This window comes from Pseudomonas sp. HB05 (assembly GCF_016756915.1).
Lineage (GTDB): Bacteria > Pseudomonadota > Gammaproteobacteria > Pseudomonadales > Pseudomonadaceae > Aquipseudomonas > Aquipseudomonas alvandae.
In genome coordinates this window covers 143,305-167,819 of sequence record NZ_JAESPG010000011.1, presented here as the reverse complement: position 1 = coordinate 167,819, position 24,515 = coordinate 143,305, and the positions used below count along the sequence as shown (strand labels likewise).

Sequence of the window (24,515 nt, the reverse complement as noted above, 5' to 3'; positions counted from 1 at the left end):
CTGGCGGGGCGGGTCTCGATCAGAAGTCGACAGTCACCGACAGCAACAGCGTGCGTGGCGCGCCTTGGGAGAACGCGCTGTAGGACGCCACGCCGGACCAGTACTCGCGGTCGAAGACGTTTTGTACCGTGGCGCGGAACGTGGTTGGCCGGCCATCGAGCACGGTGCTGTAACGCGCGCCGGCATCAAAGCGGGTCCACGGGTCGAGTTCCTGGGTATTGGCCTGATCGACGTACTGGCTGCCGGTGTAGATCGCGCCGCTGGTCAGCGTCATGCCCTGGACCCAGGGCGTGTCCCATTCGGCCCAGAGGTTGGCCTGGACTTCGGGTACGCCCACCGGTTTGTTGCCACGATTGGCGGCGGTCCCGCTTTTGGTGAGTTCGCCGTCGAGCAGGGTGACGCCGCCCAACAGCCGCGTACCCTCGCGCAGTTCACCGAACATATTCAGTTCGATGCCGCGGTTACGCTGCTCGCCCTGGACGGAATACACGCTACCGGCCAAGCCATTGGTCAATTCGCCGGCGGGCTTCTTGATCTGGAATAGCGCCAGGGTCGAGGTGAACGTGCCGTAGTCGACCTTGACCCCGACCTCCTGCTGACGCGAGATGTAGGGCTTGAAGACTTCCCCCGAATTGCTGGCGTTGGCCGGCGCGGTGTCGCCCTTGCTCAGGCCCTCGATGTAGTTGTAGTAGAACGACACATGTTCCCAGGGCTTGATCACTGCGCCGAACAAGGGCGTGGTTTCGCTTTCGTCGTAGGAGGGCGAGGTGCGTGCGCCGGTGACGCTGTTGTAATTGTGTGATTCGACCCGTTGCTTACGCAGGCCCAGTGTCACCTGGACCCGTTCATCCAGGATCGACAGGGTATCGGCCAGCGCCATGCCAGACAGTTCGGTGTCGGAAATCTTCGACACGTCGGGCGAGGCAATGGACGGTTTGTCGCGCTCCACCGGGTGGTAGATATTCGAAAAGAGCGGGGCGCCTGAGTTGATCCCTCGTCGCAATTCGTCACGATAACGGCTGACCTGCAAGGTCGCACTGTGGCTGATCGCGCCGGTTTCGAACCGGGCCCGGGCGCCGGCATCGACGGTGTAACGCTCCACCTCGAACTTGTAATAGCCCGGTGTCGAGCGGGTGTCTCCGGCGCTGTTGAGGATCGTCGGTGTCTGGTCCGACAGCCGCGCCACATCGGACTTGCCGCCACCGGCGTGGCCAAACACGGTCAGGTTGTCGTTCACATCATATTCGCCGCTGAGCAAGGCCGATTTGTCGCGAGTCTTGGACCAGGCCCAATCCTGGGTCACGTTGCTGCGCCCGTTGGCCGCCGAAGGCACCTCGACGCCGCGCGCAATGTTGAACGGCCGCGAGGGGGCGTCCCATTGTTCTTCCTGGCTGATCAGGTCCAGGCTGGTCCTGAATCGGTCGCCCTGATAGTCCAGCGAGATGGCACCGATGCCGACGTCCCGGGACTGCTTGTCAATCGCGGTGTCGCCGCCCTGCAGGCTGCCGTTGACGCGCACGCCGAAACGACGTTCCTCGCCGAACCGACGACTGATGTCGACATGCCCACCGGCCTGGGTATCCATTGCGTAGCTGGCCGTCACGCGAGTCAGGTCTTGTTCCAGGGAGCGCTTGGGCACGATGTTGATCACGCCACCGACGCCGCTGTTGGGCGACATGCCATACAGCAGGGCGGCCGGGCCCTTGATGACTTCGATGCGTTCGGCGTACTCGGTGAACACTCGGTAGTTCGGTGCCACGCCATACACGCCGTCGAACGCCAGCTCGCCCAGGTTGCCTTCGCCCACCGGGAAGCCGCGGATGAAGAACGAATCGACGATGCCGCCGGTCTGGCCGGTGGAGCGCACCGAGGAATCGCGCTCCAGCACGTCGGCGGCGGTGACGGCCTGCTGGTCCTTCATCAGGGTCGATGTGTAGTTGCTGACGCTGAAGGGCGTGTCCATCAAGTCCTTGTTGCCCAGCAGGCCAACCCGGCCGCCACGGGCAACCTGGCCACCGCTATAGGCGGCCGGCAAATCACCGGGGCGCACTTCGGCGGCATTGATCGTGGTCTGCGCCAGCGCCAGCTCACCGTCGCCGGCGCTTTTTTGCAAGGTATAGCTGCCATCGTCCCGTAGGACCAGATCCAGGCCGCTGCCAGCCAGCAGCCGATCGAACGCTTCACGGGCGGTGAACTGGCCGGACAGGCCGGGGCTGTTCAACCCTTGCGTGAGGGAAGGCTCGAATGACAGGGCGATACCGGCCTGTACGGCGAACGCCGACAACGTGGCGCCCAAGGGGCCGGGCTGGATGTTGTAGGACTGGCTGGCGACGCTGTCCAGCGGCGCGCCCGGTGCCGCCCAGACCCCGGGGCTCAGGGTACAAAGTGCGACGCTGAGCATGGCACTGCGAATCGCCAGGGTCAGCTTGCGATCCGAACGCAGGGGGCGGGCAACGGGCATGGCGGGGTGATCCTGTTCAGAGGGTTTGCTCTCTAAGCCAGCCAGGATCGAAAAAAGTATCACCCTCGCACGATTATTTTTTCCAGCGCTCACGCCGGCGCCAGCATGACCCAGTAATCGCCCAGGCGGGAGCTCACGTTGATGGGGTAGGTCTGGGCAAGCATGTTCAGGGTGCGCCGGCTGTCGTTGACCGGAAAGGCGCCGGATATCCGCAGGTTGGCAATCGCCGGGTCGCAACGCAGGACGCCACTGCGATAACGGCTCAGTTCGTTCACGAAGTCCGCCAGGCGCATGTTGTCAGCCATCAGCATGCCCTGGGTCCAGGCCAACACCGATTTGTCGACGGGTGTGGGGGCGTCGAAACCCAATGCGCTGAAGCCGCTGCGTTGGCCGGCCTGCACCACCTGTTCGCCAATTCCCTTGACTTGAATGCGCACCGCGCCCTCCAGCACGGCGAGGCGGGTGTGCCCGGTTTCTTCGCGAACGCTGAAGCGCGTTCCAAGCGCTTGCATCCTGCCTTCGTTGGTTTGCACCAGGAACGGTCGGGCGACAGGTGAGGGATCTGCGGCTGTCTGGACCAGTATTTCGCCGCGACGCAAGAGCAGCAAACGCTGGCGATCGTCGAAATACACGTCGATCGCGGTGTCGGTATTCAACGTGACGTGAGTGCCGTCGGTCAGGGTCAAGTCGCGACGCTCGCCCACCGGGGCGCGGTAGTCGGCGGTCCATTGCTGCCAGTCGTTGAGCTTCCAACTGCCCCAAGTCAAGGGCGCCAGCGCAAGCAGGGCGGCGAGTTTGCCCATGGCGGCACGGCGTCCAGGATGGCTCGGCCGGTCCAGCGACGGCATCGCCAGCGCCGGGGGCAAGCCCTGCAGCTTGCTCAGCAATAGTTCGGCACGGGCCCAGGCCTGGCGGTGCGTCGGGCTGCTGTTTCGCCAATGCTCCCATTCCTGGCGCTCGGAGTCGCTGACGCTGCCCTCGCTCAGGCGCATAAGCCAGTCGGCGGCTTCGTCGAGGATGGACGGGTCGAGGGCGTGGCGGTCATGGGACGGCATTCAATCCACCAACGTCAGGCAGTGCAGGAATGCCTGTTTCATGTAGCGCTTGACAGTGATCAGCGAGACGCCGAGCTGCGTGGCGATGTCGTCGTATTTCAATCCATTGATCTGCGACAGAAGAAAGGCGCGTTTTACGTGAGTCGGCAGGGTATCGAGCATGGCGTCGATTTCATGCAGTGCCTCAAGTACCAGCAAGCGTCGTTCGGGGGATGGCACCTCAGGCTCCGGCAATGATGCCAGTGCCTGGAGATAGGCGCGCTCAAGTGCCTTGCGCTGGAACCAATTGACAAGGATGCCGCCGGCAACACAACTCAAGTACGCCCGCGGCTCTTCGATCACTGCCACTTTGGAGGCGAGAATGCGAATGAAGGTGTCGTGCGCCAGGTCGGCGGCGTCCAGCGCGTTGCCAAGCTTTCTATAAAGCCTGGCGTACAACCAGCCATGATGGCCGCTATAGAGGTCTGCGACGGTGCGCAGGTGACAATCATTGACCGCTGACCCTGTATCGCTCATGGCTGTTTATATTTTGTGATAGTGAGAATTATTCCCAATAGTAGTGGAGTCGTTCATCACCGCGCAAGGTCGATCTTGGGCGCGATGGAATTTTGGCCTCGCGTCGTTATTCGGGGGGCTCGCCGAGCATCTTTGCCGGTCTATAGCGCAGCAGGATCAAGGGAGGCAGTGCCATCGCATAGGCAAGACAGACATAGAGATATGTGTATTCCAGGCCATAAACCTGACTGAGCAATGCGCCGAGGGAGATGCCGATAATGGATGCGGTCTGCGAAACGCTCTGTGCCAGTCCAAGCACATGTCCCTGGCGGCTGTTGTCGGCGCTTTTGGAAATGAGCGCGGTCAGCACCGGTGTGGTCGCGCCCAATAGCAGACCCCAGATGAAATAGGCGAGGGCGAAGATTACCGGCTGGCGAGTCAGGCCGGCCACGGCGGTTGCAACGATGCAAGACATCACGATGCCGGTCATGGCGCGTAGCGTCTGCGCCGGATTGCGCTGCTCGAAGTAACGTGACCATGACGTAGCGCAGAGGATGAATCCCAGCGCCAGCAAACCGTAGCAAAGCCCGGTCATGGCATTGCTGACGTTGAAAGTCGACACCACGTACAGCGAGAAGGACGTCTGCGGCAGCATGCGTGCGAGCAGCAGAAGGCCCATGATCCCCAGCAACGATGCGATTGCCGGGCTGGAGACCCCGGGACGCGAGGGCTTGGGTTGGTCGGGCACGGTGGCCGGTGACTTGGCGGGGGGCACGTGGGGCAACGCCAGTGTGGCGACTACGGCACAAATGGCGCACAGGACCGAAGCCACGAGGTTGATCCAGAAAAATGTCGCGTGGTCCAGGATCAACCCGCCGACGACCGCGCCCAACAACGAGCCAACGTTGGTGGATATCTGCAGGATGGCGAAGAGCCTGGCCCGCCGCGAGGGCGCTTCGATGCTCACACCATAGGCCTGGGCGGGGGCGATATAGCCGGCGAATGCGCCTTGCAGGAAGCGCAGGATCAGGATGATCCAGATATCGTCGGCCAACGCCAATCCAAGCTGGGTCAACGACAGGCCCACCAGCGCACGGATCATCATCAGCTTGTGCCCATGCCGATCACCGATACGGCCCCACAACGCACTGGTCAGGATGATGCCCAGCATCGGCCCTACATACACCGCCGTGCTGGCGAAACTGAACAGTGCGTCGTTGGTCGTCATTTGGCGCAGGTGAACGGGCCAGAAGGGACCGCTCATTTCCATCGCACCCATGGAAACCAGTTGAATCGCAAATAACAGATAGACCAGCAAACGGACACTGGAACCCTGGGGGATACCGGCGTGGGACATGGGCAGACTCGCAAGGCGGCTAAGGCTGTGTCTTATCCGACAGTGCGCCGATCCGGGCAAGAAAAAAATGCATCAACCGATGCGTATAAGCTAACCCAGTGGCGAGGGAGCAAGCTTCCTCGCCACTGGATTGATTTCACTCCGGCCGAAAAACTGCTCGCAAACAATCCTGGCGTTTCTCCTTGAACATTGCATAACCCTCCACCGATTGTTCCAGGCCCATGGGGTGAGTCAGGAGATAGGAGGGGTCCAGTTCGCCTTTCTGGATGTGCTCGAACAGCCGCTTCACATAACGCTGCCCCGGTTGCTGGCCGGAGCGCAGGGTCAGTGCCTTGTTGACGATCGCCCCCATCGGGAATTTATCCAGCAAGCCGCCATACACCCCGACTACCGACACTGTCCCACCCTTGCGGCAGGCGCGGATTGACTGGCGCAACACCGTCCCGCGCTCGGTGTGCAGGCGCAGCATCTGCTTGGTCTTGTCGTAGAAATAATCGACTTCGGTGCCGTGGGCTTCCATGCCGACGCAGTCGATGCAGCGATCCGGACCTCGGCCGCCGGTCAGTTCCAGCAGGGCGGCGTGTATGTCCGTGGTCTCGTAGTTCAGGGCGATGGCGCCGGCCTTTTCCTCGGCCAGGCGCAAGCGATCGGGGAAGCGGTCGATGGCGATCACCCGTTCGGCGCCCAACAGATAGGCGCTGGACATCGCCATCAACCCCACTCCGCCGCACCCCCAGACCGCGACCGTATCGCCGGGCTGGATGTCCGCGTTATCGGCTGCGAAAAAGCCCGTGGGCACCGCGTCGGAGACGAACACGGCTTGTTCGTCGCTGACGCCCTCCGGAATGGTGAACAGGTTGACGTCGGCGAAAGGTACCCGGATATAAGTGGCGTGGCTGCCGGCATAACCGCCGAACGCATGGCTGTAGCCGATGATGCCGCAAGCCGGCTGGCCGTAGGCAATGTCCGTTGCGGTGGGGTTTGGATTGGAATTGTCGCAGCAGGAAAAGTCCGAGCGTTGACAGTGCTCGCATTCGCCACAGCCGACAATCGACACCGTGACGACCCGGTCGCCTTTCTTGATTTGCGTGACAGCCGAGCCGGTTTCCACCACTTCGCCCATGAATTCGTGCCCGATGATGTCGCCGGCCTGCATGGTCGGCACGTAGCCGCCCAACAGATGCAAATCCGAGCCGCACACCGAGGACAGGATCACCCGCACGATGGCATCGCGGGGGTTGAGAATGGACGGATCGTCGACGGTCTCGACTTGTAGCTTGTTGGGGCCTTGCCAAGTCAGTGCGCGCATCAGACGGTACCTCCATTGAGTTCGGATTTGTCAGTGGGTGAGTCATTGGCCGGTGCTCGCGTCGCGCTGGAGGCCGGATGTACGAAGAGGAAATCCTTCGTCTGCGGATCGCGCATCTTGTTGGTGCTGATTTCGCCCGTTTCCAACTGCTGTTTTATGCTGCGCAACACGTTCAACAGGGCTTTATCGGAGAACCGCGAGATGGCGGCCGCGAGTGCATAGCCGGCCGCGCCGAGGGGCGTCTCGCATGCCACGATGACTTTGACCTGCGTACCACGACCGGCCGGCGCATCGCTGAAATGCATCTGGATGTCGTGCTTGAAGCGTCTGTCCGGGCCGGCGATCCAATGCAGCTTGCGGCCTTCCTTGGGCTCGCACTGTTCGAGGTCACAATGCAGCGTCTTGTCCATCGGGCCATGGGCGACCCAGCGATAGGTCCGTTCGCCGGTCTGCTCGATGGTGTCGATCCACGGCATCAGCGCGCCAAGATTGGCCGGATCGCTGCAGAACGCATACACCGCCTCCCTGGGCTTGCCAATCGTGATACTGCGGGAAATCACTTTGCTGCCGTCCCAATCGCGATCCTGCTCGAACGTCTGCTCGAAGGGACTGTGGGTCATGGCCCGCTTGATCCTGCAGGTGCCGGAATAGGCGCGCCAGGTGGCGCACGCACCCAGCAGCAATTGCGGCAAGCCCTTGAGTCCTCCCTGACGAAGACCGTTGGCAATCAGCAATGAGCCGGCCGCCAGCGACACCAGTCGCTCCGGCGTGCCGAGATTAGGGTGGGAAGGCGTGGGTACCGGAGCTCGGCTCGCCACCAGTTTTGGGCGTTCAGTCATGATGGTTCTCCTTACTGATCCAGGGACGACATAAGGGATGAACCAAGGTAAAAGGCGGTTGTTCCGTTGGGGTCGGTGGTTTGCCGATGAGCTGGATAGGGGACTGGTTTTGGTTTGTTGCGTTGCCAGGAAAAACAGCCATCAGGTTGATTGCCAGGCAAATTTTTTTTGAAATCAAGGGGTTGTCAGCCTAGGCAAATGAGTACATAATTGCGCCCATCGAATGCATCGAGGCGTAAAAAACTTCAATGTTTTCAAGGGGATAGCTCGCTATTGGCGGCTGTATCCGGATAAGTTTTTATCCGTCTGATGTGGTTTCATTGCATTGGGCGTATTGAGGCCGAATAGCAAAATGGTTATGCAGTGGATTGCAAATCCACCTACGCCGGTTCGATTCCGACTTCGGCCTCCACTTTTAAAAAGCTCTGTAGATCCATGATCTACAGAGCTTTTTTATTTGCGGAGCAATGAAAGGTTTTGTCTTGAAAAGGGCAATGGCGACCTTGCTTCACAGGGGATGGATGTATATATTTCCCCCTCTGTTGTACCCGCCGCGAGCCTGTCAGATACTATTTGCCAGTTTCATGCGGCTTTACCGCGCTACCGCCCGAATGGCGAAACTGGTAGACGCATGGGACTTAAAATCCCCCGCTCGTAAGGGCGTGCCGGTTCGATTCCGGCTTCGGGCACCATCTAAAATCAAGGGTTTGCGGGCGAAAGCTGATGCAAACCCTTGTTTGTTTTCGCTCCGCAATTTTGGCGATGGTCCGCAATGACTGAAGGTGCTTTGCGACGTCTATAGCCTGCGCCGAAACGCCTCAAGTATTTCCCGCATTCCTTTTTTCATCTGCAGCTGGGCGATGGCCTCCAGCGGATGCCACACGCAGTCGCTGATTTCGTTCTGTGGCCTGGCCGCTGTCGAGTCGTTGACCGAAGCTTCGAACACATGATGCTCGGTGCTGCCTTCACTGAACTGCATCAGGTAAAGCAGGTTTTCGGCGCTCAGCCCGGTTTCTTCCGCCAGCTCCCTGAGCGCGGCGTCGGCATGGGTCTCGCCGCGCTCGACCGTGCCACCGGGCAGGGCCCAGCGACGCTTGGGTTTACGCACCAGCAGGATGTGGCGATCTTCTTCACAGATGACGGTCGCTCGAATTTTCATGCCTCGCCCAACCTCGACTGTCATTAAATTGCAATATTACTGCAATATTTGAGCCTTGCCCGATTCAAGTGTTCAACAAAGATTTTGTTACCCCATGACCGTAGGAACGCGGCCCATGGGAAAAGGCTGCGTTTATTTCGCGAACGGTTCGGGGGGACGGGGAGGAAAGGCTGCGCCAATGACCGATCATCGCCAAAAATGAATCAGCGCCGAAAAAACGCATCAATGTTGGGTGGACTGGCCGGCCCCGTCGTGGGGGAGCGAGGAGAGATGACCACCGTTGAAGATTTCAAAGTCAAATCCCATGAGCTCTTGGTCGAGCTCGATGCAGCGACGTCGGAAATGATGGCGCTGATCTGTATCCATCAAATGTCCGGGACCGCCTGGGATGAGGCGGTTCGGCGTCAACATGAGGCCTATGAGCAATGGGTCGACTACCTGAACGAGCGCTTGTAGCTGCACGATCGTCACCGCAATCAGCAGGGCAGATTCTTTGAACGGACCTACGGCGGCCATGCCTAATCCATAGACTGACAAGAGGATTAAGGCCATGTCTGAACTAGCCAGTTATTTCTGGATTGCCGTCGCGGTGTTGCTGTTGCTTGTGGATCTTTGGGCAATCGTCAGCGTCTTTCGGAGCGACAAGGCGGCAGGCACCAAGGCAGGCTGGGCACTGCTTCTGATCATCTTGCCTGTAGTGGGCTTGATCATCTGGGGAGTGGCCGGGCCGCGAGGTGTCAAGAATCCGCCTTCATCGCCGGAGCACAGCAAGGGCTGACGCAGGCGAAGCGAGCCACCCGGTCAGCGGTTTTTCCATTGGCCGCCGGTGGTCTCGCAATCCTTCCGGGCTTGCTGGAGCTTTTGCGTGTCGTAGTAATACCAGGTGACCTGCGCGTTGTCCGGGATATTCGCCGAACCGGCGCTTGGGTCTTTGCTGGTGGAGTGTGGGTTGGCCAGGGCTTCTTGGGTCAACCTGGCTTGGCAGGTGGCCACATAGCCCTCGGCGCAACGCTCGACGGGTTTCTTTTCGGTGCTCAACGTACCCTTGCTTTCGTTGCTGCACGACCAGCCAATGGCTTGCGAAGGCACGCCCTCGTACTCGTAACAACTACGGGTTTCGATTTCCGGGACTGCCTGGCTTTGGGATCGGCTAACGACCTCACACCCTTGCGCCATGACGGTGGCGGGGCAGGCGCAGGCGATGAGCAGCAGGACTCTGGCATTCATGGTGGTTCTCCCTTTTGACGGCTGTTGCATCGATACCTATCAATATCGAGGGGCAAAGGAATGCCGTTGTTCCATCGGGTTTCAACCGGTGGAGTTCAGGGGGAACCGGTGTGGCGCATCAGCGAAACTTTGGCAGTGGGCGTTCCGCAGGCCTGAGGGAAGACAAGGCGCTCTGGATCGAAGGGGCATCTTTTTCGATGTCATTGAGTCGGTCGCGGATGCGCACTGCGGCGGGGTGTCCGCCCTGGTGGTCGACCCAGTCGGCGATTTCCTTGCAGGCTGCTGTCAGTCGCGCCTGGCGCGATTCCAGTAAGGTGAGCAGGGTGGTGATGGACTCTTTTTCGGACATGTCACACCTCCATTCAAATTTGAAAAAAAGGGCAGCACGACGCCCGTCGGTAATGACGGCTCATGCTGAAGTTAAGCGTAGTTGAGTTATTTGCGGTCTGTCGAAGAATCCGGCGCACGACTGGACAGTCGGTGCGCCGGGAACCTTATTTGATTCAGCCAGACTCCTTGATCCAGGATGGCGCGACGGAGGCTCGCCAGCGCACATCGGTAATGCCATATTTCTCTGCCATGGGTTTGGAAACCCGCTTGACCTTCTCCCTGCCGAATTTGGGTATGCGCCCAACACCCGCGTCGCAACTGGCCCAATGCCAAGCTTCGGAGTTATTCATCACTTCCGCGCGAATGATGAAAGACTTGGGCTCGCCATGGAGCATGTAGTCGATGATGTAAAGCGATGGACCGCCCATAAATCCTCCCTAATTGATCCTATACGGATGGATACGGAGGCGTTCGGAAAATTCCATCGGATTTCCAGACGGTCAAGGCCGGGGGTGACAGAAAGGCGTCGCGCGTTGCAGAACAACCGTGCTCACGGTGTGGAACCAAACCCGGGTAACCTTCTCCAAGGTGAGCTTGAAAGCACCGGTGCCAGGGATCTAAGGCGACGCAATGTGGCACTGAATAAAGGCAAGACATGAAAAACATCGCCTGGGCGCTGATCGTGGCGCTTCTCGCCAGTGGCCTGTCGGGTTGCATCGGCCCGCCCATCGAACTGACCGCGCAGACCGAACAACGCTTGCGTGCGCAACCTCCCATCCGTTTCCTGCTGACATTCGATGACGGCCCCAGCGCATCATCTTTATGGAACCCGAGCGACGAGGTACTGGATGCCTTGGCGCAGAACCCGGTCCAGCCTGGGATCAAGGCGGTATTTTTTGTCCAGACGCGAGGGCCGCGAGCCGGCGGCAGTGAAATTGGCCGCTCGATCATGCGCCGTGAGCACTTGGAAGGGCATGTCCTTGGCTTTCATACGGCCACGCATTGGCACACCAACCATCGATTCCTCGATCCTGACGAGTTGGAGCAGTCCCTCGATAACGGCGAAGGCGATATCGCTGCGGTCACGGGCGCGCCGCCCAGCCTGGTGCGGCCGCCGTTCTGGAGCTACGACAAACGCACCTTCGCCGCCTACCAACGTCATGGAATGCACATATTGCTGACAGACCTGAGCGCCAACGACGGCAAGGTCTGGGGCATCACCCTGAGTCCGCGACGACGGATGAACCTGACGCGCCAGCTCTCGGAAGTACGCGAGCGTATCGCTGACGGACAGTTGCCTGTGGTCGATGGGGTGATTCCAGTCGTCGTGACCTTCCATGATCTCAATCGGTACACCGCTCGTCACACTCAGGAATACCTGGAGATTCTGCTCGACAGCGCCAGGCTCACCGGCTTGAAAACCGATGCCAAACCCTTTTACGACGACCAGCAGATGCTGGAACGGGCGGCCATGGCCCGCACGGTCAGGGACACGTCCCAACCGGTGCATTTGCCTGGTTTATGGGACTGGCTGTGGGATTCGGATTCCCATTGAGGCGTTTGAGCGCTTCCTGCTTGAGCGTGAATTGCGACGCTCGGTAGGCCGACCTGTGTCAACCGGTAGTAAGGTAGGCAACGCAACCCCGTTTTCCCAAGGAGGTTAGGTCTATGAGTACTGCAATGTTGACGAAAATGCACATCAATGGCTATGACGTGCTCAGCGTAAACAGCGGCCCCTGGAAGGTGTGCACCCAGGCTGACCGGCTGGGTTCCTTTGCTACGCGCGAAGAGGCGCTGGCCTATGCCGCCGCGTTGCCGACCAGGAGGGCACGTCGCGTGCGCCCTGGGAACATCCAGTAGCCAGGTGCAACGGCTGCACGGCGAGCATCAATGCCCGCCGCGCAGCCCAGCTGTTCAAGCGTCCGCCAATTCCAGCGGAATTTCGAGCGTAAACAGGGCGCCTTGCCCTGGTCCATCACTGTGGACGTAGAGGCGGCCATTCATTTCCACGGCGGCCAACGCACAGCTATGCAACCCGAACCCATGGCCGTCCTTGCGGGTGGTGAAGCCATGATTGAAGATCCGGGCCTGGTTCTCCGGCGCGATGCCTTCGCCGCGATCCTTGACGCTGATGTGCAATGTCGTCGGGTCGACGATGCGGATGCCCAGTGTCATTTCCCGTGGATGATCGACATGAGACATGGCGAACTTGGCGTTGCTGATCAGGTTGATCAGGATCAGCAGCAAGCGGTGTTTATCGCCCATGATCAGCGGGCTGTCCTGATAATCCTTGATCACCGTGACATGGTGTCGACTCAGCGCGCCCGAGTTCATGCGTAGCGCATCTTCGAACAGGTCGCTGACCTTCAGCGGTTCGATCAGCCGGGCAGCACCGGCATAGGTTTGTTGTGTCGTAACGATTTCCTTGATGTGGTCGATGCTCTTGGTCAGCTGCGCCAGCTCTTCAATAAGTTGCACTTGCTCGTTGGCAATGGAATCCACCAGCTCATTGAAATAGCGAGGCAACAACTTGCCTTTTTCGTCCTCGGTGATGAACTGGCCCAAGTCTGTGGCATGTTCATTCATCATCCTGACGGCTTTCCCCAAGCCCTGCGTCTTACTGTTCTTCAACTTGCGCGTCACCAGCTCCGCTGAAATATTCACGCTGTTGAGGACGTTGCCGACATTGTGCAACACGTTGGTGGCGATCTCGGCCATGCCTGCCATGCGCGCCGCGTCCACCAACTCCCGCTCGGCCTCCTTCAGCTCGCGGGTTCGCTCTTGCACGCGCTCTTCCAGCCGGTCGTTGGCGGTTTGAAGTTCATGGTTGATCTGATTGATCACTGAATAGCTGCGCACCAGCCGTACGGCCAGGTAGATCATCAGAAGCGCCATCAGGCTGGCGCACACGGCGAGGTACATATGGTATTGGCGGTCTGTCGCGGCCGTCCGGCGCTGGGTTTCGTTCAGCAGTTCATTGATGCTGTCCAGCTCCTGGGCCACCGGAATCACGCTGATGCGGTCCAGCAGGTCGTTGACTAGCGGCTGTTCCTGGATGACGGTGTTGGCGTGCTGCGTCAGGGAGACAAAAACGGGTCGGTAGGAGGCGGGCAGTTGCTCAATCGCACGTTCGAGTTCGCTTAATTGAGCCTGCACTTCCCTAGCTTTATCCGACGTCACGTAAAGCGCGTATTCCGAGGTGGTCAGAGCCAGGTCGAGCACACTGGAGGCAATGGTCAGGCGAGTTGCTTCGCTGCCGGACTTCTTGTCCTGCAGCAAGGTTTGAATCTCATCCTCGACGGTTGGGAGTTCATCCAGGGACTTGCGTAGGTTGGCGTTGTGTTGTTCGAACTGCTCTACCAGCAGGCGCTTGTTCTGGACGGCTTCTACATAACCCTGCCGGCGTGATGCCCAAAGCGATGCCAAGGGGCCCGAGTTGTTAAGCCGTTCCAATTGCTCCCAACGACTTTGTGCTTCAGGCGGTGGGGCCAGGGACAGGTTGTTGTTGACGCCGATCTTCTTCCTGAGAATTTTCACATTCCAGTTGGCGTCGGCCTGTTTGAGCTGGCGGATGAAATCGCGCGATTCGAAATAGGTCGATGAATCGTACGTATACGACTTGATCAAAAAGAATATCAATGCCGAGAAAACAACCAGCGCCGCAGCCAACAGGGCGGGCCATTTGTATTTCCTGATAAGAATGGTCACGTGTTTCTCCTGTCCAGGACGGCTGCCGGAGCAGATGCCGGGTGGGGGAGTGAAAAGCGGTTATTGGTACGAAGAGCGGAGGGAGGAGTATTGCGCAAGCGTTGCGTTGGTTTTTTGCCTGGGTACACGTTGAGCTCCCTGCTAACGGTAAACGTCTGGTCGTCAGTGAGCAAAGTGTAGCGTCAACCAACGAGGGGGCGATGTTTGTTCGGCTGCGTTGCGCAGGCAGGGTAGCGGAGGCGCGGCCAGAATTGACCGCGCCGATGCAACTTATTTCAGATCGATAAAAGGCAGTGCGCTGTTTGGCAGCATGGTGGTCGGCAATTCGCCGTTCCAGCGCTCGGCCTTGGTCAGCTCAACCAAGTTCTGGTTGCTGGCCAGCGCCTGGGCACGAGCCTTGATCGCCTCGGCTTCAGCCTTGCCGCGAAGCTCGGTGGCCAGGGCGTCCGCCTTGGCCTGGGCCACTTGCGAATCGGCCTCCGCCTGGGCCTGGGTCACGCGAATCTGGGCCTGGACCTGTTCCGTTGCGAGTTGTTGCTCGCGAGTCTTCACTTGGACTTCCGCTGCCATGCGCGCTTCGATGGCTTTTTCATAGGCGTCGCTGAAATCGATGTTTTCAACCTGGACGCTGTCGATGATCACCGGCCCGGTAATCGTCGATTTGATCGCAGCGGAAATATCATTGACCAACTGGACCCGGTTCTGCACAGCGGCGACGGCGTTGAACTTGCCGAACACGTTCTCCACCTGTGTCGGCACCTGCCGGCTGATCATCCGGTCGCGAATACCTTCCAGGTCCTTGAACTGGGTGTAGACCTTCGCCACATCGGAAGGCGCAATGTGCCATGACACGGACACCTTGAGCTCAGCTGATTGCTGATCCTTGCTGTAGGCCTGCAGATCGTCGTACGACGTGACCTGGCTCTGGGTACTGATCAGGCGGACCGATTCGATAAAGGGCGTCTTGAACGACAGCCCCGGCTCAACCACCCCGACCAGTGCGCCGTTACGCAGGAGCACGCCGCGCTCGGTTTCATCAACCGTGTACCAACTGCCAAAGAAGACACACAACAGGGCCACGCCGATAATGGCTGCGCTGATCGAACCGATGGTTTTACTGGTCACTTTACTTTCCTTGAGTGGTTTAGGAGATGGCATGCACTGTTTCCTTTGTGAAGACCGTCACTGTTTTTTTAAACGCCAGACACGAAAAAGCCCTGACAAGTCAGGGCTTTAACATTCAAATATGGCGGAGGCGATGGGATTCGAACTCATGGACCTGTTACAGTCGACGGTTTTCAAGACCGTTGCCTTAAACCACTCGGCCACACCTCCGTATTGCGTTGCGGGCGCCATAATACCCGAATGAAACACACTGTCAAACTCTCTACGTAGCTTGTTACAGAGCGTCTGTTATGATCCTTGCCACTGAATGTTTCAAAACCGGAGGAGTGTCGCCATGCGCGAACAGGATTACGCAGTGAACAACAGCGTGCAGGCTGAGCAGCTAGAAGTTAGCCGCGTCCTGCGCAACACTTATGGCCTGTTGGCACTCACGCTCGCTTTCAGCGGTGTGATGGCCTACGTCGCACAACAGATGCGTGTCGGTTACCCGAACATCTTCGTTGTGCTGATCGGTTTCTACGGCCTTTTCTTCCTCACCAACAAGCTTCGTGATTCGGCCTGGGGCCTGGTTTCGGCTTTCGCCCTGACCGGTTTCATGGGCTTCCTGCTCGGCCCGATCCTCAATCGCTACCTGCAAATGCAGGGCGGCGCCGAAGTGGTCAGCTCGGCGTTCGCCATGACCGCCCTGGTGTTTGGCGGCCTGTCGGCCTACGTGCTGATCTCCCGCAAGGACATGAGCTTCCTGAGCGGTTTCATCACCGCCGGTTTCTTCGTGTTGCTGGGTGCAGTAGTGGCCAGCTTCTTCTTCCAGATCAGCGGCCTGCAACTGGCGATCAGCGCCGGCTTCGTGCTGTTCTCGTCGGTCTGCATCCTTTACCAGACCAGCGCGATCATTCATGGTGGCGAGCGTAACTACATCATGGCGACCATCAGCCTGTATGTATCGATCTACAACCTGTTTGTCAGCTTGCTGCAGTTGTTCGGGTTGATGGGGCGTGATGACTGATATTGCCAGAATGCCTGGTGAGCTGTTGATTTGAGAGACGGCGCTTTTCCGAAAGGAGGGCGCCGTTTTTTTTGGTGTGGTGGTTTGTGTGCATATCCGTTTCTTCGGTATCGGCTGCTGGCGGTTCCGCTCTTACAGCGGGTCACTTTTTTCAGACGCCAAAAAAGTAACCAAAAAGGCTTTGCCCCACCACTCGGCACCTCGCCTAGGCTCGGTGTTCCCTCACTCCGGCCAGCGTGGTTTAACGGGGCGCAAAGATCAAGATCAAGATCAAAATCAAAGTCGAAAGCAGAGCAAGAACTGGGGCATCTGCCACCTGTGGCTGCGCCACTGCTATCCGAGCAAGCTCCACACTGGATTTTCATTAGCCACAACACTGACATGGACAAAAGACCCCTGTGGGCGCTTGTTTGCGCGCGATGAGGCCAGTACATCCAACATCATCATTGGCTGTTACATCGCCTTCGCGAGCAAGCTCGCTCCCACAGGGGAACCAGGTCGGCCACCACCAACGAAGCTCACTCCATCGGCGGCAATCGCCGCTTCACCGGCGTCTTCTTGACAATTGCCGTATTGGTCTCCGCAAGCACATTCAACTTGTCCAGCAACACATCCAACTGTTCCATCGATCGTACATGCAGCCGTGCGATGAAACAGTCCTCGCCCGTCACCTTGTCGCACTCGGTAAATTCACCGATGGCCTGGATCTGTCGCTCCACCTCCTGCAACTGCCCCGCCAGCGGACGAATCCGCACGATGGCCTGTAGCTGATAACCAAAACACTTCGGATCGACCTCAACCGTGTAGCTCCTGAGCACGCCACGTTCTTCGAGTCGTCGCAGGCGCTCGGCTACGCTGGGGGACGACAGGCCGCTCAGGTTCGCCAAGGCCTTGAGCGAACGCCGGGAGTCTTCCATCAAGGCGCTGATGAGGATTTGATCGATGTCGTCAGTCATTTCGGCTCCGTTAGGCAAATACGTGAAGCTGCCTTGATAAAAAAGGTGGAAAGCCAGTTTAGCCTTTTCCAAGCCATGGAGAAGCGGCCCGGTGGATGGGCATACTGTGCTCACTTGACGAAGGAGCCCGAAGATGGACAAGACCTTACGCCGCGGTTCGCTCGAAATGACCGCCGCCATGCTGATTTCCGGAACCATAGGCTGGTTCGTGCTGGTCTCGGGCCAGCCTGTGCTGGATGTGGTGTTCTGGCGTTGCGTGTTTGGCGCCGGCACGCTGCTGTTGATTTGCGCGGGCCTTGGCTTCTTGCGCCGGGACATTCTGACACGCACGACTTTCCTGCTGGCGGTGCTCAGCGGCGTGGCAATCGTCGGTAACTGGGTCTTGTTGTTCGCGTCCTATTCCCGCGCTTCGATTGCTATCGGTACGGCGGTGTACAACGTCCAGCCATTCATGTTGGTGGGGCTGGCGGCGTTGTTCCTGGGGGAGAAAATCACCGCGCAGAAACTGTTCTGGCTGGCGGTTTCGTTTCTCGGGATGCTGGCGATCGTCAGCGCCCATGGCGAACAAGGGCAGGGGGGCGGGAATTATCTGGTGGGTATTGCCTTGGCGCTTGGGGCGGCACTGTTGTACGCCGTTGCGGCGCTGATCATCAAGCGCCTGACGGGCACGCCACCGCATTTGATCGCGCTGATCCAGGTGAGCACCGGGGTATTGCTGCTGGCGCCATGGGCGAATTTCTCGGCGCTACCACAGCAGCCAGAGGCCTGGGCCAGCCTGGTGGCTTTGGGCATGATTCACACGGGCGTGATGTACGTGCTGTTGTACAGCGCGATCCAACGGTTGCCGACTGCCGTGACGGGCGCGCTGTCCTTTATCTACCCGATCGCGGCGATCTTCGTCGACTGGTTCGCCTTCGGCCATCGTCTCGAACCGCTGCAATGGCTGGGCGTGGCGGCGATCCTGCTGGCGGCTGCCGGCATGCAGCAGGGCTGGGGCCTCAAGTGGCGCCGCGCAGCCCTGTCCTGAACAACGGAGGCGGGTCAGAAGATGTAATCGGTGGTCAGGAAGTTTGAATCCCGTTCCCGGATGATGTCGCTGATCAATGCCTTGTTGTTCTCCTGGAACTTGGTCGCCACCAATGTGCGGATCGAAAAGGTGCGCAGGGCATCGTGCACCGACAACGTGCCTTCGGCGGAGTTTTTCCGGCCATTGAACGGGAAGGTGTCGGGGCCGCGCTGGCACTGGGCGTTGATGTTGATGCGCCCGACCTGGTTGGCAAAGGTGTCCACCAGCTTGCCGACTTCGGCCGGGTTGGTGCCGAAGATGCTCAGTTGCTGGCCGAAGTCCGACTCCAGTACGTAGTCGACCACGGTGTTGAGGTCGCGGTACGGCACGATGGGCACCACCGGGCCGAACTGTTCTTCGTGATAGACCCGCATCGCCGTGTTCACCGGGTAGAGCACGGCCGGATAGAAGAACGAAGCCCTGGATTCTCCGCCGTGCTGGTTCATGACACCCGCGCCTTTGGCGATCGCATCGGCCACCAGCGAATGCAAATAATCGACCTTGCCGGCTTCCGGCAAGGGTGTCAGGGCCACGCCATCTTCCCAAGGCATCCCGGGTTTCAAGGCGGCGAGCTTGGCATTGAATTTCTCGATGAATGCCGGGGCGACGTCTTCGTGAACAAACAGAATCTTCAGTGCCGTGCAACGTTGGCCGTTGAATGACAGTGAACCGGTCAGCGCCTCGCTGACGGCGTTATCCAGGTCGACATCACGCAGCACCAGGCCGGGATTTTTTGCATCCAGCCCAAGGGCGGCACGCAGGCGATGTGGGCGCGGATGAAGTTTCTTGAGGTCGCTGGCGGCTTTGTTGGTGCCGATGAACGCGAAGATGTCGATCTTGCCACTGGCCATCAGCGCGCTGACGGTTTCTCGCCCACTGCCGTAGATCACATTGATGACCCCGGCCGGAAAGCTGTCGCGGAAGGCTTCCAGCAACGGACGGATCAGCAGCACGCCAAGCTTGGCCGGCTTGAATACCACGGTGTTGCCCATGATCAGCGCGGGAATCAGCGTGGTAAAGGTTTCGTTCAGTGGATAGTTGTAAGGGCCCATGCACAGGGCAACGCCCAGGGGGACGCGTCGGATCTGTCCAAGAGTGTCCTGTTCCAGTTCGAAGCGGCTGGAGCGACGGTCCAGTTCCTTTAGGGCATTGATGGTGTCGACGATGTAGTCGCAGGTACGGTCGAATTCCTTCTGGGAGTCCTTGAGGTTCTTGCCGATCTCCCACATCAGTAGCTTGACCACGGCTTCACGTTGTTCGCGCATGCGCGCCAGGAAGGTTTCGACATGACGGATGCGTTCGGCGACGCGCATCGTCGGCCATGTGCCTTGGCCGCGATCATAGGCCCGGACGGCGGCGTCGAGCGCGGTGAGTGCTGTCTCGGCATCCAGCAGCGGTGTGCTGCCGAGGATGACCTGCTCATCGCCACCGGGGCTTGCCAGGTAAACCGGGCTGCGCACGGTGGCCAGGGGACCTTGCCAGGTTCTCAGGACGCCGTCGACCAGGTATTCCCGTTGTTCGACCGGGTCACCGAGACGGTAGGCCGGCGGAATATCGGTGGCGCTGGGGAATAGATCGGAAAGTAGGTTGGCTGTGGTCATATCGTTACTCCATCAATGAAATGAGCCATGGGCTGACAGTCTGCAGCGCTTTTAGCGTTATACGCCTTAATGGAGGTGTTTTCGAAGCGGCAAGGGGCGGGCGGCCGGGCTGCCTGCTCCCTCGCAGGGAATGCATCGAAGAGAAAGGCGGACGTTTACCAACGCATCCGCACGCCCAGGCTGGCGATGACGCCGTTGAGGTCGTTGTCATCGACGTCACTGCTGTAGTCGGCGCTGACATACAGGCTTACCACTGGCGTCACCCGGGCGACCAGGCCCAAGCCCACTTCAACGGTGGAAGATTTGCGGCTGCTGCTGATCTTGTCGACCTTGTCCAGGGTCAGGGTGTCGGCGCTCTGGACCGTGTGCCAGAGGTTCGTGCGCACGTAGGGCTCGACGCCCAGGCCGTTGACTTGATAGTTGCCTTTGAGCCGGGCGCCGACGCGACCGCTCCAGGTGCTCAATTCATTGCTGTCACTCTTTTCACTGGAGGGCGTATCCAGGCTGACGCGTTGATTGATCAACTGTGCCTGGGGCTCGACCACCCAGTTGTCACTGATGCCGATGGGAAATCCACCTTCGACCGACAGTGTGACGGCACTGCCCTCGGTGGCTTGGCGCAGACCCTGTTCATTCAGGCTGAAGCCATTGACCCGTCCACCGCTTGCGCTCAGGTCGACATGCCAGCCGGCGGGTCCGGTCAGGCTCCAATAAGCGCCAAGGTTTTCACCCTTCAGACTCAGGGAATCCTGGCCCGGCTCGGCCAGCGCAGGGGGCACGAGCATCCCGCTGCTATTGGCTGTGAGCTGGCTCTGGCCGCTGATCAGACCCATGCGTTGGGTGTGGCCGCTGACGTTTCGCAAGGTGAACAGCGCGGGGCTTTTGCCCGGGACGGGGTCATTGCTCGCCTGGCTGCCGGTGGGTGTCCGGCCATACCAGGGGGCTGTGAGGGGATCTTCCAGTTCGGCCTGTACTTGCATCGACGAGCACAACAACAAGGAAGTCGAGACGGTGCAGAAGGTGGTTTTGAATTCCTGTGGGCGGGGGGACGTTTTCATGGGGGTCTGCCTTGCAATCGCATGCATTTCTCGCTTAGGGCGTCTCTCCTACCCCGAATGAGGGGCGACCGAATGGGATGAGGCAAACCTCTGGCGGCCCGCGATGGCGGGTTCCAGAGGCCTGCCCCTGACTGTGTTCCGGGGGGTAGTACGTTGTAGTCAAGAGGACCGTTGCGGTCACGTCAAGAAATTGGCCGACAAATGGCAGAGTGAAATCACCTAGCGCTAACCCAATGATTTTACGCTTATAAAATCGACCTATTCTGGGCGTCAAATCCTCGTCGTTTCGCCTTACCAACTGATCCGCACACCAACATTCCCAGCCACGCTGCGTTGTTGGTTGCTGTCCAGATTGTTGCTGTAGTCCACACCCGCATAGGCACTGACCGAGGTTGCCAGGCTAACGATAACGCCAACGCCCAGGTCCGCCGTGGAGGCCCGCTGTTCGGTCTCGATGCGTTGGGCACCGTCGAAAGTTACCGTATCGGTGCCTGAAAAGGTGTGCCAGATGTTCGCCCGCAGATAAGGTTCGACGGGTATGTCGCTGACTCGATAAGAGCCTTTGAGTCGCGCGCCGAGGCGTGCGGTCCAGGTGCTGTCGGAATCGAACTTGACCTTGGAAATCCCGTCGTCCTGCGTGCCCAGGGTGATTTTTTGATGAATGATCTGGGCCTGGGGCTCAAGGACCCAGTCACGTGAAACCGCAAACGGATAGCCAGACTCCGCCGACAGGGTCAAGGCATGCCCGCGATTATCGATTTTTAGCCCGCGTTCGGAGCGGTTATCGCCATTCAAGCGAGTGCCCATCACCACCGCATCGAGATAGCCGCCGGATGGATCGATCAACGTCCAGTAGAGCCCGTAGCTGTCGCCGTCGAGTTCGACCTTGCCGGCGCGTCGACCTTTGAAGCCGAGGTTGAAGCCGTCGACGTTGCCGTTCAACTCCGTATGCCCGACAAAAAAGCCGATGCGCTGGGTCTGGCCGTCGGAGGTCGGCGCAGCGTATAGGTCATTACCCACCTGAAAGCCCTTGATGGAGCCATCGAAGCGCGGTGTCACCGTGCCGGCCCAGGTCTGGTCGAGGTCCTTTCCATAGGCTCGGCCCCAACCTGCGCCAAACGTGCCAGTTTCCGTCAGCAGGCGTTGATCGCCCTGGCGATCGTGGAACGTGCCCAGGGCCATCAGGGTCAGTTGCGCCGCCGCCGGAGGCAATACCGACCAGGTCGGTACTTCCGGGCGATACAGCGGAATCGGCGCGGCGCCTGGTACGGCGACTGGCAAGGGCGGCAGCGTTGGGCTGGGCGCGGCCACCGGGCCGGCCACTACCGTTGAGCGCAGGTACCAATTGTTGGCGTTGCCGGTCACGCCACCTTTGAACAGACGATAATCGAACGCCCCCGCCGAGACTGATTGCGCCAAGGAGAAGGCACTGCTGTCGCTGACGGCACCACCCTGTGCCCGGACGAGCTCGATGCCGTCCTGGGCAGTCACGGCTCCGGCGCCCCCCAGGTTCGTGATGGTAATGGCCGTGCTGCCGGTGAGCGTGCCACCGTTGACGATCAGTTTGTCGCTGGGTGAGTCATCGGCCCCGAGCACCGTTTGCAGGCGTAACTGGCCGCCGTTGCCTGCGTAATTGCCTTGCACCGTGAGGGTATCGTCGGTGCGGGTGTTGCCGTCGGCAAGGTCGATTGTCCCGGCGTTGTCGAGTGTGGTCATCTGCCCAGCAGAGAACGGCGCGATGATGCCTTGAGTCGCTGCCAGCACACTGCTGCTGTCGATATCGAGCACGCCTGTGCCGCTCGTGCTGTCGCCCAGGACAAGCGTATCGCTGAGGTCCAGGCGCGAGCCCTGGGAAAGCTTGACGGTCTCAAAATTGACATAGCGGGCGCCCATGCTCGAAGTGGTTCCCTCCAGCGCAAGGGCGTCCTGGCCCAACCCGCCGTCTACGCGTGGCGTAACCATCAACGCTGCCTCATCGAGGGTGCGCAACGAGGCTGTGTCATTACCGGCGCCCATCAAAACGGCCGAGTGGATCAGGCCGCCGCTCCACCCCAATCGGTCGTTGCCAAGGCTGGTGCGAACTTCACCAATGATCTCACCACCGCTCACGCTGATGCTGTCGTTACCATCGCTGACACTGATGTTGCCCCCGATGCGTCCTCCCGACACGATGATGGTGTCCTGACCAAAACCCGTCACCAGATTGCCAATGATATTCCCGCCCGACATGTCAAAGACGTTGTCATCCAGCTTCATGTTCACTCGCCCGATGTTGCCACCGGTCATCTTGGCAACGTCGCCGTCTTCGAAGGCGTCGACGATAGTGCCGCCCGTCATCAAGAACCTGTCGATGCCATCGCCCTGTGACAGGGACAGAATTCGGCCGCCGTTCATTTCGAACGCGTCTTCTTCTGAACCTTGCTCGACGTCACCGTCGATCACGCCGTTGGCATTGATCAGAACGCGGTCGTTTCCGGCGTCGAAGGTAACGTCGCCCTGGATAAAGCCGCTGCCTGAGACGGTCAGGTCGTTGTTTCCCGACAGGTCAGTCAGGCCCGCGGCGGCGGGTGCGCTGTCGCAAACATAGGTGTCGTCGCCTGCCGTGGGTACCAGAGTGCAAGCCGCCATGGTGGATGAGACGGGCAGCAGGAGCGGAGCTGCCACCCACAAGACATTCAACAAGCGATTGAAATGCCGATCGCGCCGACTCATGTGCTATCCCTCTGCATGGGCATCCATGGCATGCCTGTTTCAGCATGGGTTGCACGACAGATGGCACACAGGGCCCGGCAACGCTCGCTGTATGCAAAGCACGCTAACAACGAATGAAGAGGGTCGCTACTGTCAGATCTTACAGGTGGATGCGCTCAGGCCTGGCCGCTACAGATGGACTTCCACCGACAGTGGAAGATGATCGCTCAGGTGCGTCCAAGGTTTGTTGCCAAGTATTTGCGGGGCGTGGCTGGTGGCGTTGCGCAGGTATATCCGGTCCAGGCGCAGCAGGGGGAATCGGGCCGGGTAGGTCCGGGCGGGGCGCCCGTGGTGCTGTTCGAAGGCCTCATGCAGGTATTGGCGACGGGCGAGGGTGACGTTGCCGCGCAATTGCCAGTCGTTGAAATCGCCAGCGATGATGACCGGAGCGTCTTCCGGCAGGGAGTCGAGGAGCTTGCAGAGCAACTTGAGCTGCAATTGGCGATGACTCTCCAGCAGGCTCAGGTGCACGCAGATGCCGTGGACTTCGGCGTGGCCCGGTACGTCCAGCACACAATGCAGAAGCCCACGCCGCTCGGGGCCTGTGATCGACACGTCGAGGTTGCGAAACTGGCGGATCGGGTACTTGGAAAGCAGTGCATTGCCATGGTGGCCGTCCGGGTATACCGCGTTCCGGCCGTAGGCAAAGTCGCTCCACATGCTGTCGGCCAGGAATTCGTATTGGGATGTCTGGGGCCAATTGTCATAACGCGTGGCATGACGATCGTGTTCGCCCAGCACCTCCTGCAGGAACACCAGGTCAGCGCCTGTGCTGCGCACTGCTTCGCGCAGCTCGGGCAAGATGAAGCGGCGGTTCAGGGCAGTGAAGCCCTTGTGTGTATTCACCGTCAGAACACGCAGTCGATGAATCGCCGCGGGCGCTCCCAGCGGTACTGATTCTTCGGCCCGCCAGTCGGGATCGCGAGTCACGTTCACTCCTGAATCAGACGTCTCTGTTCATGCGACTGACGGCGGCTGCGGCAGTTCCGGAATTCTTGATGGGCAGGGTTTT

The 24,515-nt window shown here is 59.6% G+C and carries 23 protein-coding genes and 3 tRNA genes; 7 read left to right on the top strand and 19 right to left on the bottom strand.

Translation table 11 applies throughout. The features are described from left to right. Positions 1-19: 19 nt before the first annotated feature. The 6 genes from JMN22_RS13105 to JMN22_RS13080 all read right to left on the bottom strand — a co-directional run bounded on the left by JMN22_RS13105 (position 20) and on the right by JMN22_RS13080 (position 7,516). Entirely contained in the window at positions 20-2,461 is a 2,442-nt protein-coding gene (locus JMN22_RS13105) for a TonB-dependent receptor (RefSeq protein ID WP_198796990.1), read from the bottom strand. An 89-nt stretch (positions 2,462-2,550) separates the two neighbouring features. Beyond that, the gene (locus tag JMN22_RS13100) at positions 2,551-3,516 is read right to left on the bottom strand and encodes a FecR domain-containing protein (RefSeq protein ID WP_198796989.1); all 966 of its coding nucleotides are present in this window, start codon (positions 3,514-3,516) and stop codon (positions 2,551-2,553) included. Further along, the gene (locus JMN22_RS13095; protein WP_198796988.1) at positions 3,517-4,032 is read right to left on the bottom strand and encodes a sigma-70 family RNA polymerase sigma factor; all 516 of its coding nucleotides are present in this window, start codon (positions 4,030-4,032) and stop codon (positions 3,517-3,519) included. A 106-nt stretch (positions 4,033-4,138) separates the two neighbouring features. Further along, entirely contained in the window at positions 4,139-5,368 is a 1,230-nt protein-coding gene (locus JMN22_RS13090; RefSeq protein WP_198796987.1) for an MFS transporter, read from the bottom strand. 136 nt (positions 5,369-5,504) lie between these two features. After that, positions 5,505-6,677: a zinc-dependent alcohol dehydrogenase gene (locus JMN22_RS13085; RefSeq protein WP_030142544.1), complete on the bottom strand. Its 1,173-nt coding sequence runs from the start codon at positions 6,675-6,677 to the stop codon at positions 5,505-5,507. After that, a complete protein-coding gene (locus JMN22_RS13080) occupies positions 6,677-7,516 on the bottom strand; it encodes an SRPBCC family protein (RefSeq protein WP_080628632.1) in 840 nt (279 codons plus the stop codon). The genes JMN22_RS13085 and JMN22_RS13080 overlap by 1 nt, the downstream gene beginning before the upstream one ends. A gap of 338 nt (positions 7,517-7,854) precedes the next feature. On the opposite strand from JMN22_RS13080, the gene JMN22_RS13075 reads away from it, so the two are divergent. Together JMN22_RS13075 and JMN22_RS13070 are read left to right on the top strand one after the other, a co-directional pair. Beyond that, positions 7,855-7,928: transfer RNA gene (locus JMN22_RS13075), tRNA-Cys, on the top strand. A gap of 193 nt (positions 7,929-8,121) precedes the next feature. Beyond that, positions 8,122-8,208, top strand: a tRNA-Leu gene (locus JMN22_RS13070). Positions 8,209-8,312: 104 nt separating this feature from the next. On the opposite strand, the gene JMN22_RS13065 is transcribed toward JMN22_RS13070, so the two are convergent. Further along, positions 8,313-8,675 carry an NUDIX hydrolase gene (locus JMN22_RS13065; RefSeq protein WP_198796986.1) on the bottom strand — a complete coding sequence of 121 codons (363 nt, stop codon included), beginning with the start codon at positions 8,673-8,675 and terminating at the stop codon, positions 8,313-8,315. 222 nt (positions 8,676-8,897) lie between these two features. After that, entirely contained in the window at positions 8,898-9,191 is a 294-nt protein-coding gene (locus JMN22_RS26705) for a hypothetical protein (RefSeq protein ID WP_198796985.1), read from the bottom strand. Positions 9,192-9,225: 34 nt separating this feature from the next. Between JMN22_RS26705 and JMN22_RS13055 the strand changes: the two genes are divergently transcribed. Beyond that, entirely contained in the window at positions 9,226-9,453 is a 228-nt protein-coding gene (locus tag JMN22_RS13055; RefSeq protein ID WP_198796984.1) for a PLD nuclease N-terminal domain-containing protein, read from the top strand. A gap of 23 nt (positions 9,454-9,476) precedes the next feature. Here JMN22_RS13055 and JMN22_RS13050 read toward each other — a convergent pair whose 3' ends face one another. The 3 genes from JMN22_RS13050 to JMN22_RS13040 all read right to left on the bottom strand — a co-directional run bounded on the left by JMN22_RS13050 (position 9,477) and on the right by JMN22_RS13040 (position 10,660). Beyond that, positions 9,477-9,902, bottom strand: coding sequence for a hypothetical protein (locus JMN22_RS13050; RefSeq protein WP_198796983.1), 426 nt, complete (start codon positions 9,900-9,902; stop codon positions 9,477-9,479). 118 nt (positions 9,903-10,020) lie between these two features. After that, positions 10,021-10,251 carry a hypothetical protein gene (locus tag JMN22_RS13045; protein WP_030142538.1) on the bottom strand — a complete coding sequence of 77 codons (231 nt, stop codon included), beginning with the start codon at positions 10,249-10,251 and terminating at the stop codon, positions 10,021-10,023. 154 nt (positions 10,252-10,405) lie between these two features. Then, positions 10,406-10,660 (bottom strand): DUF6555 family protein, encoded by a 255-nt coding sequence (locus tag JMN22_RS13040; protein WP_003181556.1) that lies wholly within the window; start codon positions 10,658-10,660, stop codon positions 10,406-10,408. Positions 10,661-10,887: 227 nt separating this feature from the next. Here JMN22_RS13040 and JMN22_RS13035 point away from each other — a divergent pair, with 227 nt between their 5' ends. Then, positions 10,888-11,787, top strand: coding sequence for a polysaccharide deacetylase family protein (locus tag JMN22_RS13035; RefSeq protein WP_198796982.1), 900 nt, complete (start codon positions 10,888-10,890; stop codon positions 11,785-11,787). A 113-nt stretch (positions 11,788-11,900) separates the two neighbouring features. Next, the gene (locus JMN22_RS13030; RefSeq protein WP_030142536.1) at positions 11,901-12,092 is read left to right on the top strand and encodes a hypothetical protein; all 192 of its coding nucleotides are present in this window, start codon (positions 11,901-11,903) and stop codon (positions 12,090-12,092) included. Positions 12,093-12,146: 54 nt separating this feature from the next. Here the strand turns inward: JMN22_RS13030 and JMN22_RS13025 are convergent, their stop codons facing one another. From JMN22_RS13025 to JMN22_RS13015, 3 genes are all read right to left on the bottom strand, one after another. After that, on the bottom strand, positions 12,147-13,940 hold the full coding sequence (locus JMN22_RS13025) for a DAHL domain-containing protein (protein ID WP_030142535.1): 1,794 nt from the start codon (positions 13,938-13,940) through the stop codon (positions 12,147-12,149). A 270-nt stretch (positions 13,941-14,210) separates the two neighbouring features. Further along, positions 14,211-15,065: a prohibitin family protein gene (locus JMN22_RS13020; RefSeq protein ID WP_030142534.1), complete on the bottom strand. Its 855-nt coding sequence runs from the start codon at positions 15,063-15,065 to the stop codon at positions 14,211-14,213. A 122-nt stretch (positions 15,066-15,187) separates the two neighbouring features. Continuing rightward, positions 15,188-15,275: transfer RNA gene (locus JMN22_RS13015), tRNA-Ser, on the bottom strand. Between the two features lie 124 nt (positions 15,276-15,399). Here JMN22_RS13015 and JMN22_RS13010 point away from each other — a divergent pair. After that, complete coding sequence (locus tag JMN22_RS13010) at positions 15,400-16,071, top strand: Bax inhibitor-1/YccA family protein (protein WP_030142533.1); 672 nt, start codon at positions 15,400-15,402, stop codon at positions 16,069-16,071. Between the two features lie 518 nt (positions 16,072-16,589). Here the strand turns inward: JMN22_RS13010 and JMN22_RS13005 are convergent. Continuing rightward, on the bottom strand, positions 16,590-17,027 hold the full coding sequence (locus JMN22_RS13005) for an Lrp/AsnC family transcriptional regulator (RefSeq protein WP_198796981.1): 438 nt from the start codon (positions 17,025-17,027) through the stop codon (positions 16,590-16,592). 133 nt (positions 17,028-17,160) lie between these two features. Here JMN22_RS13005 and JMN22_RS13000 point away from each other — a divergent pair, with 133 nt between their 5' ends. After that, positions 17,161-18,054, top strand: a complete 894-nt coding sequence (locus tag JMN22_RS13000; protein WP_030142754.1) for a DMT family transporter — start codon at positions 17,161-17,163, stop codon at positions 18,052-18,054. A gap of 14 nt (positions 18,055-18,068) precedes the next feature. Here JMN22_RS13000 and JMN22_RS12995 read toward each other — a convergent pair whose 3' ends face one another. The 4 genes from JMN22_RS12995 to JMN22_RS12980 form a co-directional block, all read right to left on the bottom strand. Next, on the bottom strand, positions 18,069-19,694 hold the full coding sequence (locus JMN22_RS12995; protein WP_198796980.1) for an NADP-dependent glyceraldehyde-3-phosphate dehydrogenase: 1,626 nt from the start codon (positions 19,692-19,694) through the stop codon (positions 18,069-18,071). Between the two features lie 155 nt (positions 19,695-19,849). After that, complete coding sequence (locus JMN22_RS12990) at positions 19,850-20,752, bottom strand: autotransporter domain-containing protein (protein WP_198796979.1); 903 nt, start codon at positions 20,750-20,752, stop codon at positions 19,850-19,852. Between the two features lie 291 nt (positions 20,753-21,043). Beyond that, positions 21,044-23,464: an autotransporter family protein gene (locus tag JMN22_RS12985; RefSeq protein ID WP_198796978.1), complete on the bottom strand. Its 2,421-nt coding sequence runs from the start codon at positions 23,462-23,464 to the stop codon at positions 21,044-21,046. A gap of 168 nt (positions 23,465-23,632) precedes the next feature. Then, positions 23,633-24,433, bottom strand: a complete 801-nt coding sequence (locus JMN22_RS12980) for an endonuclease/exonuclease/phosphatase family protein (RefSeq protein WP_030142750.1) — start codon at positions 24,431-24,433, stop codon at positions 23,633-23,635. Between the last annotated feature and the right edge of the window lie 82 nt (positions 24,434-24,515).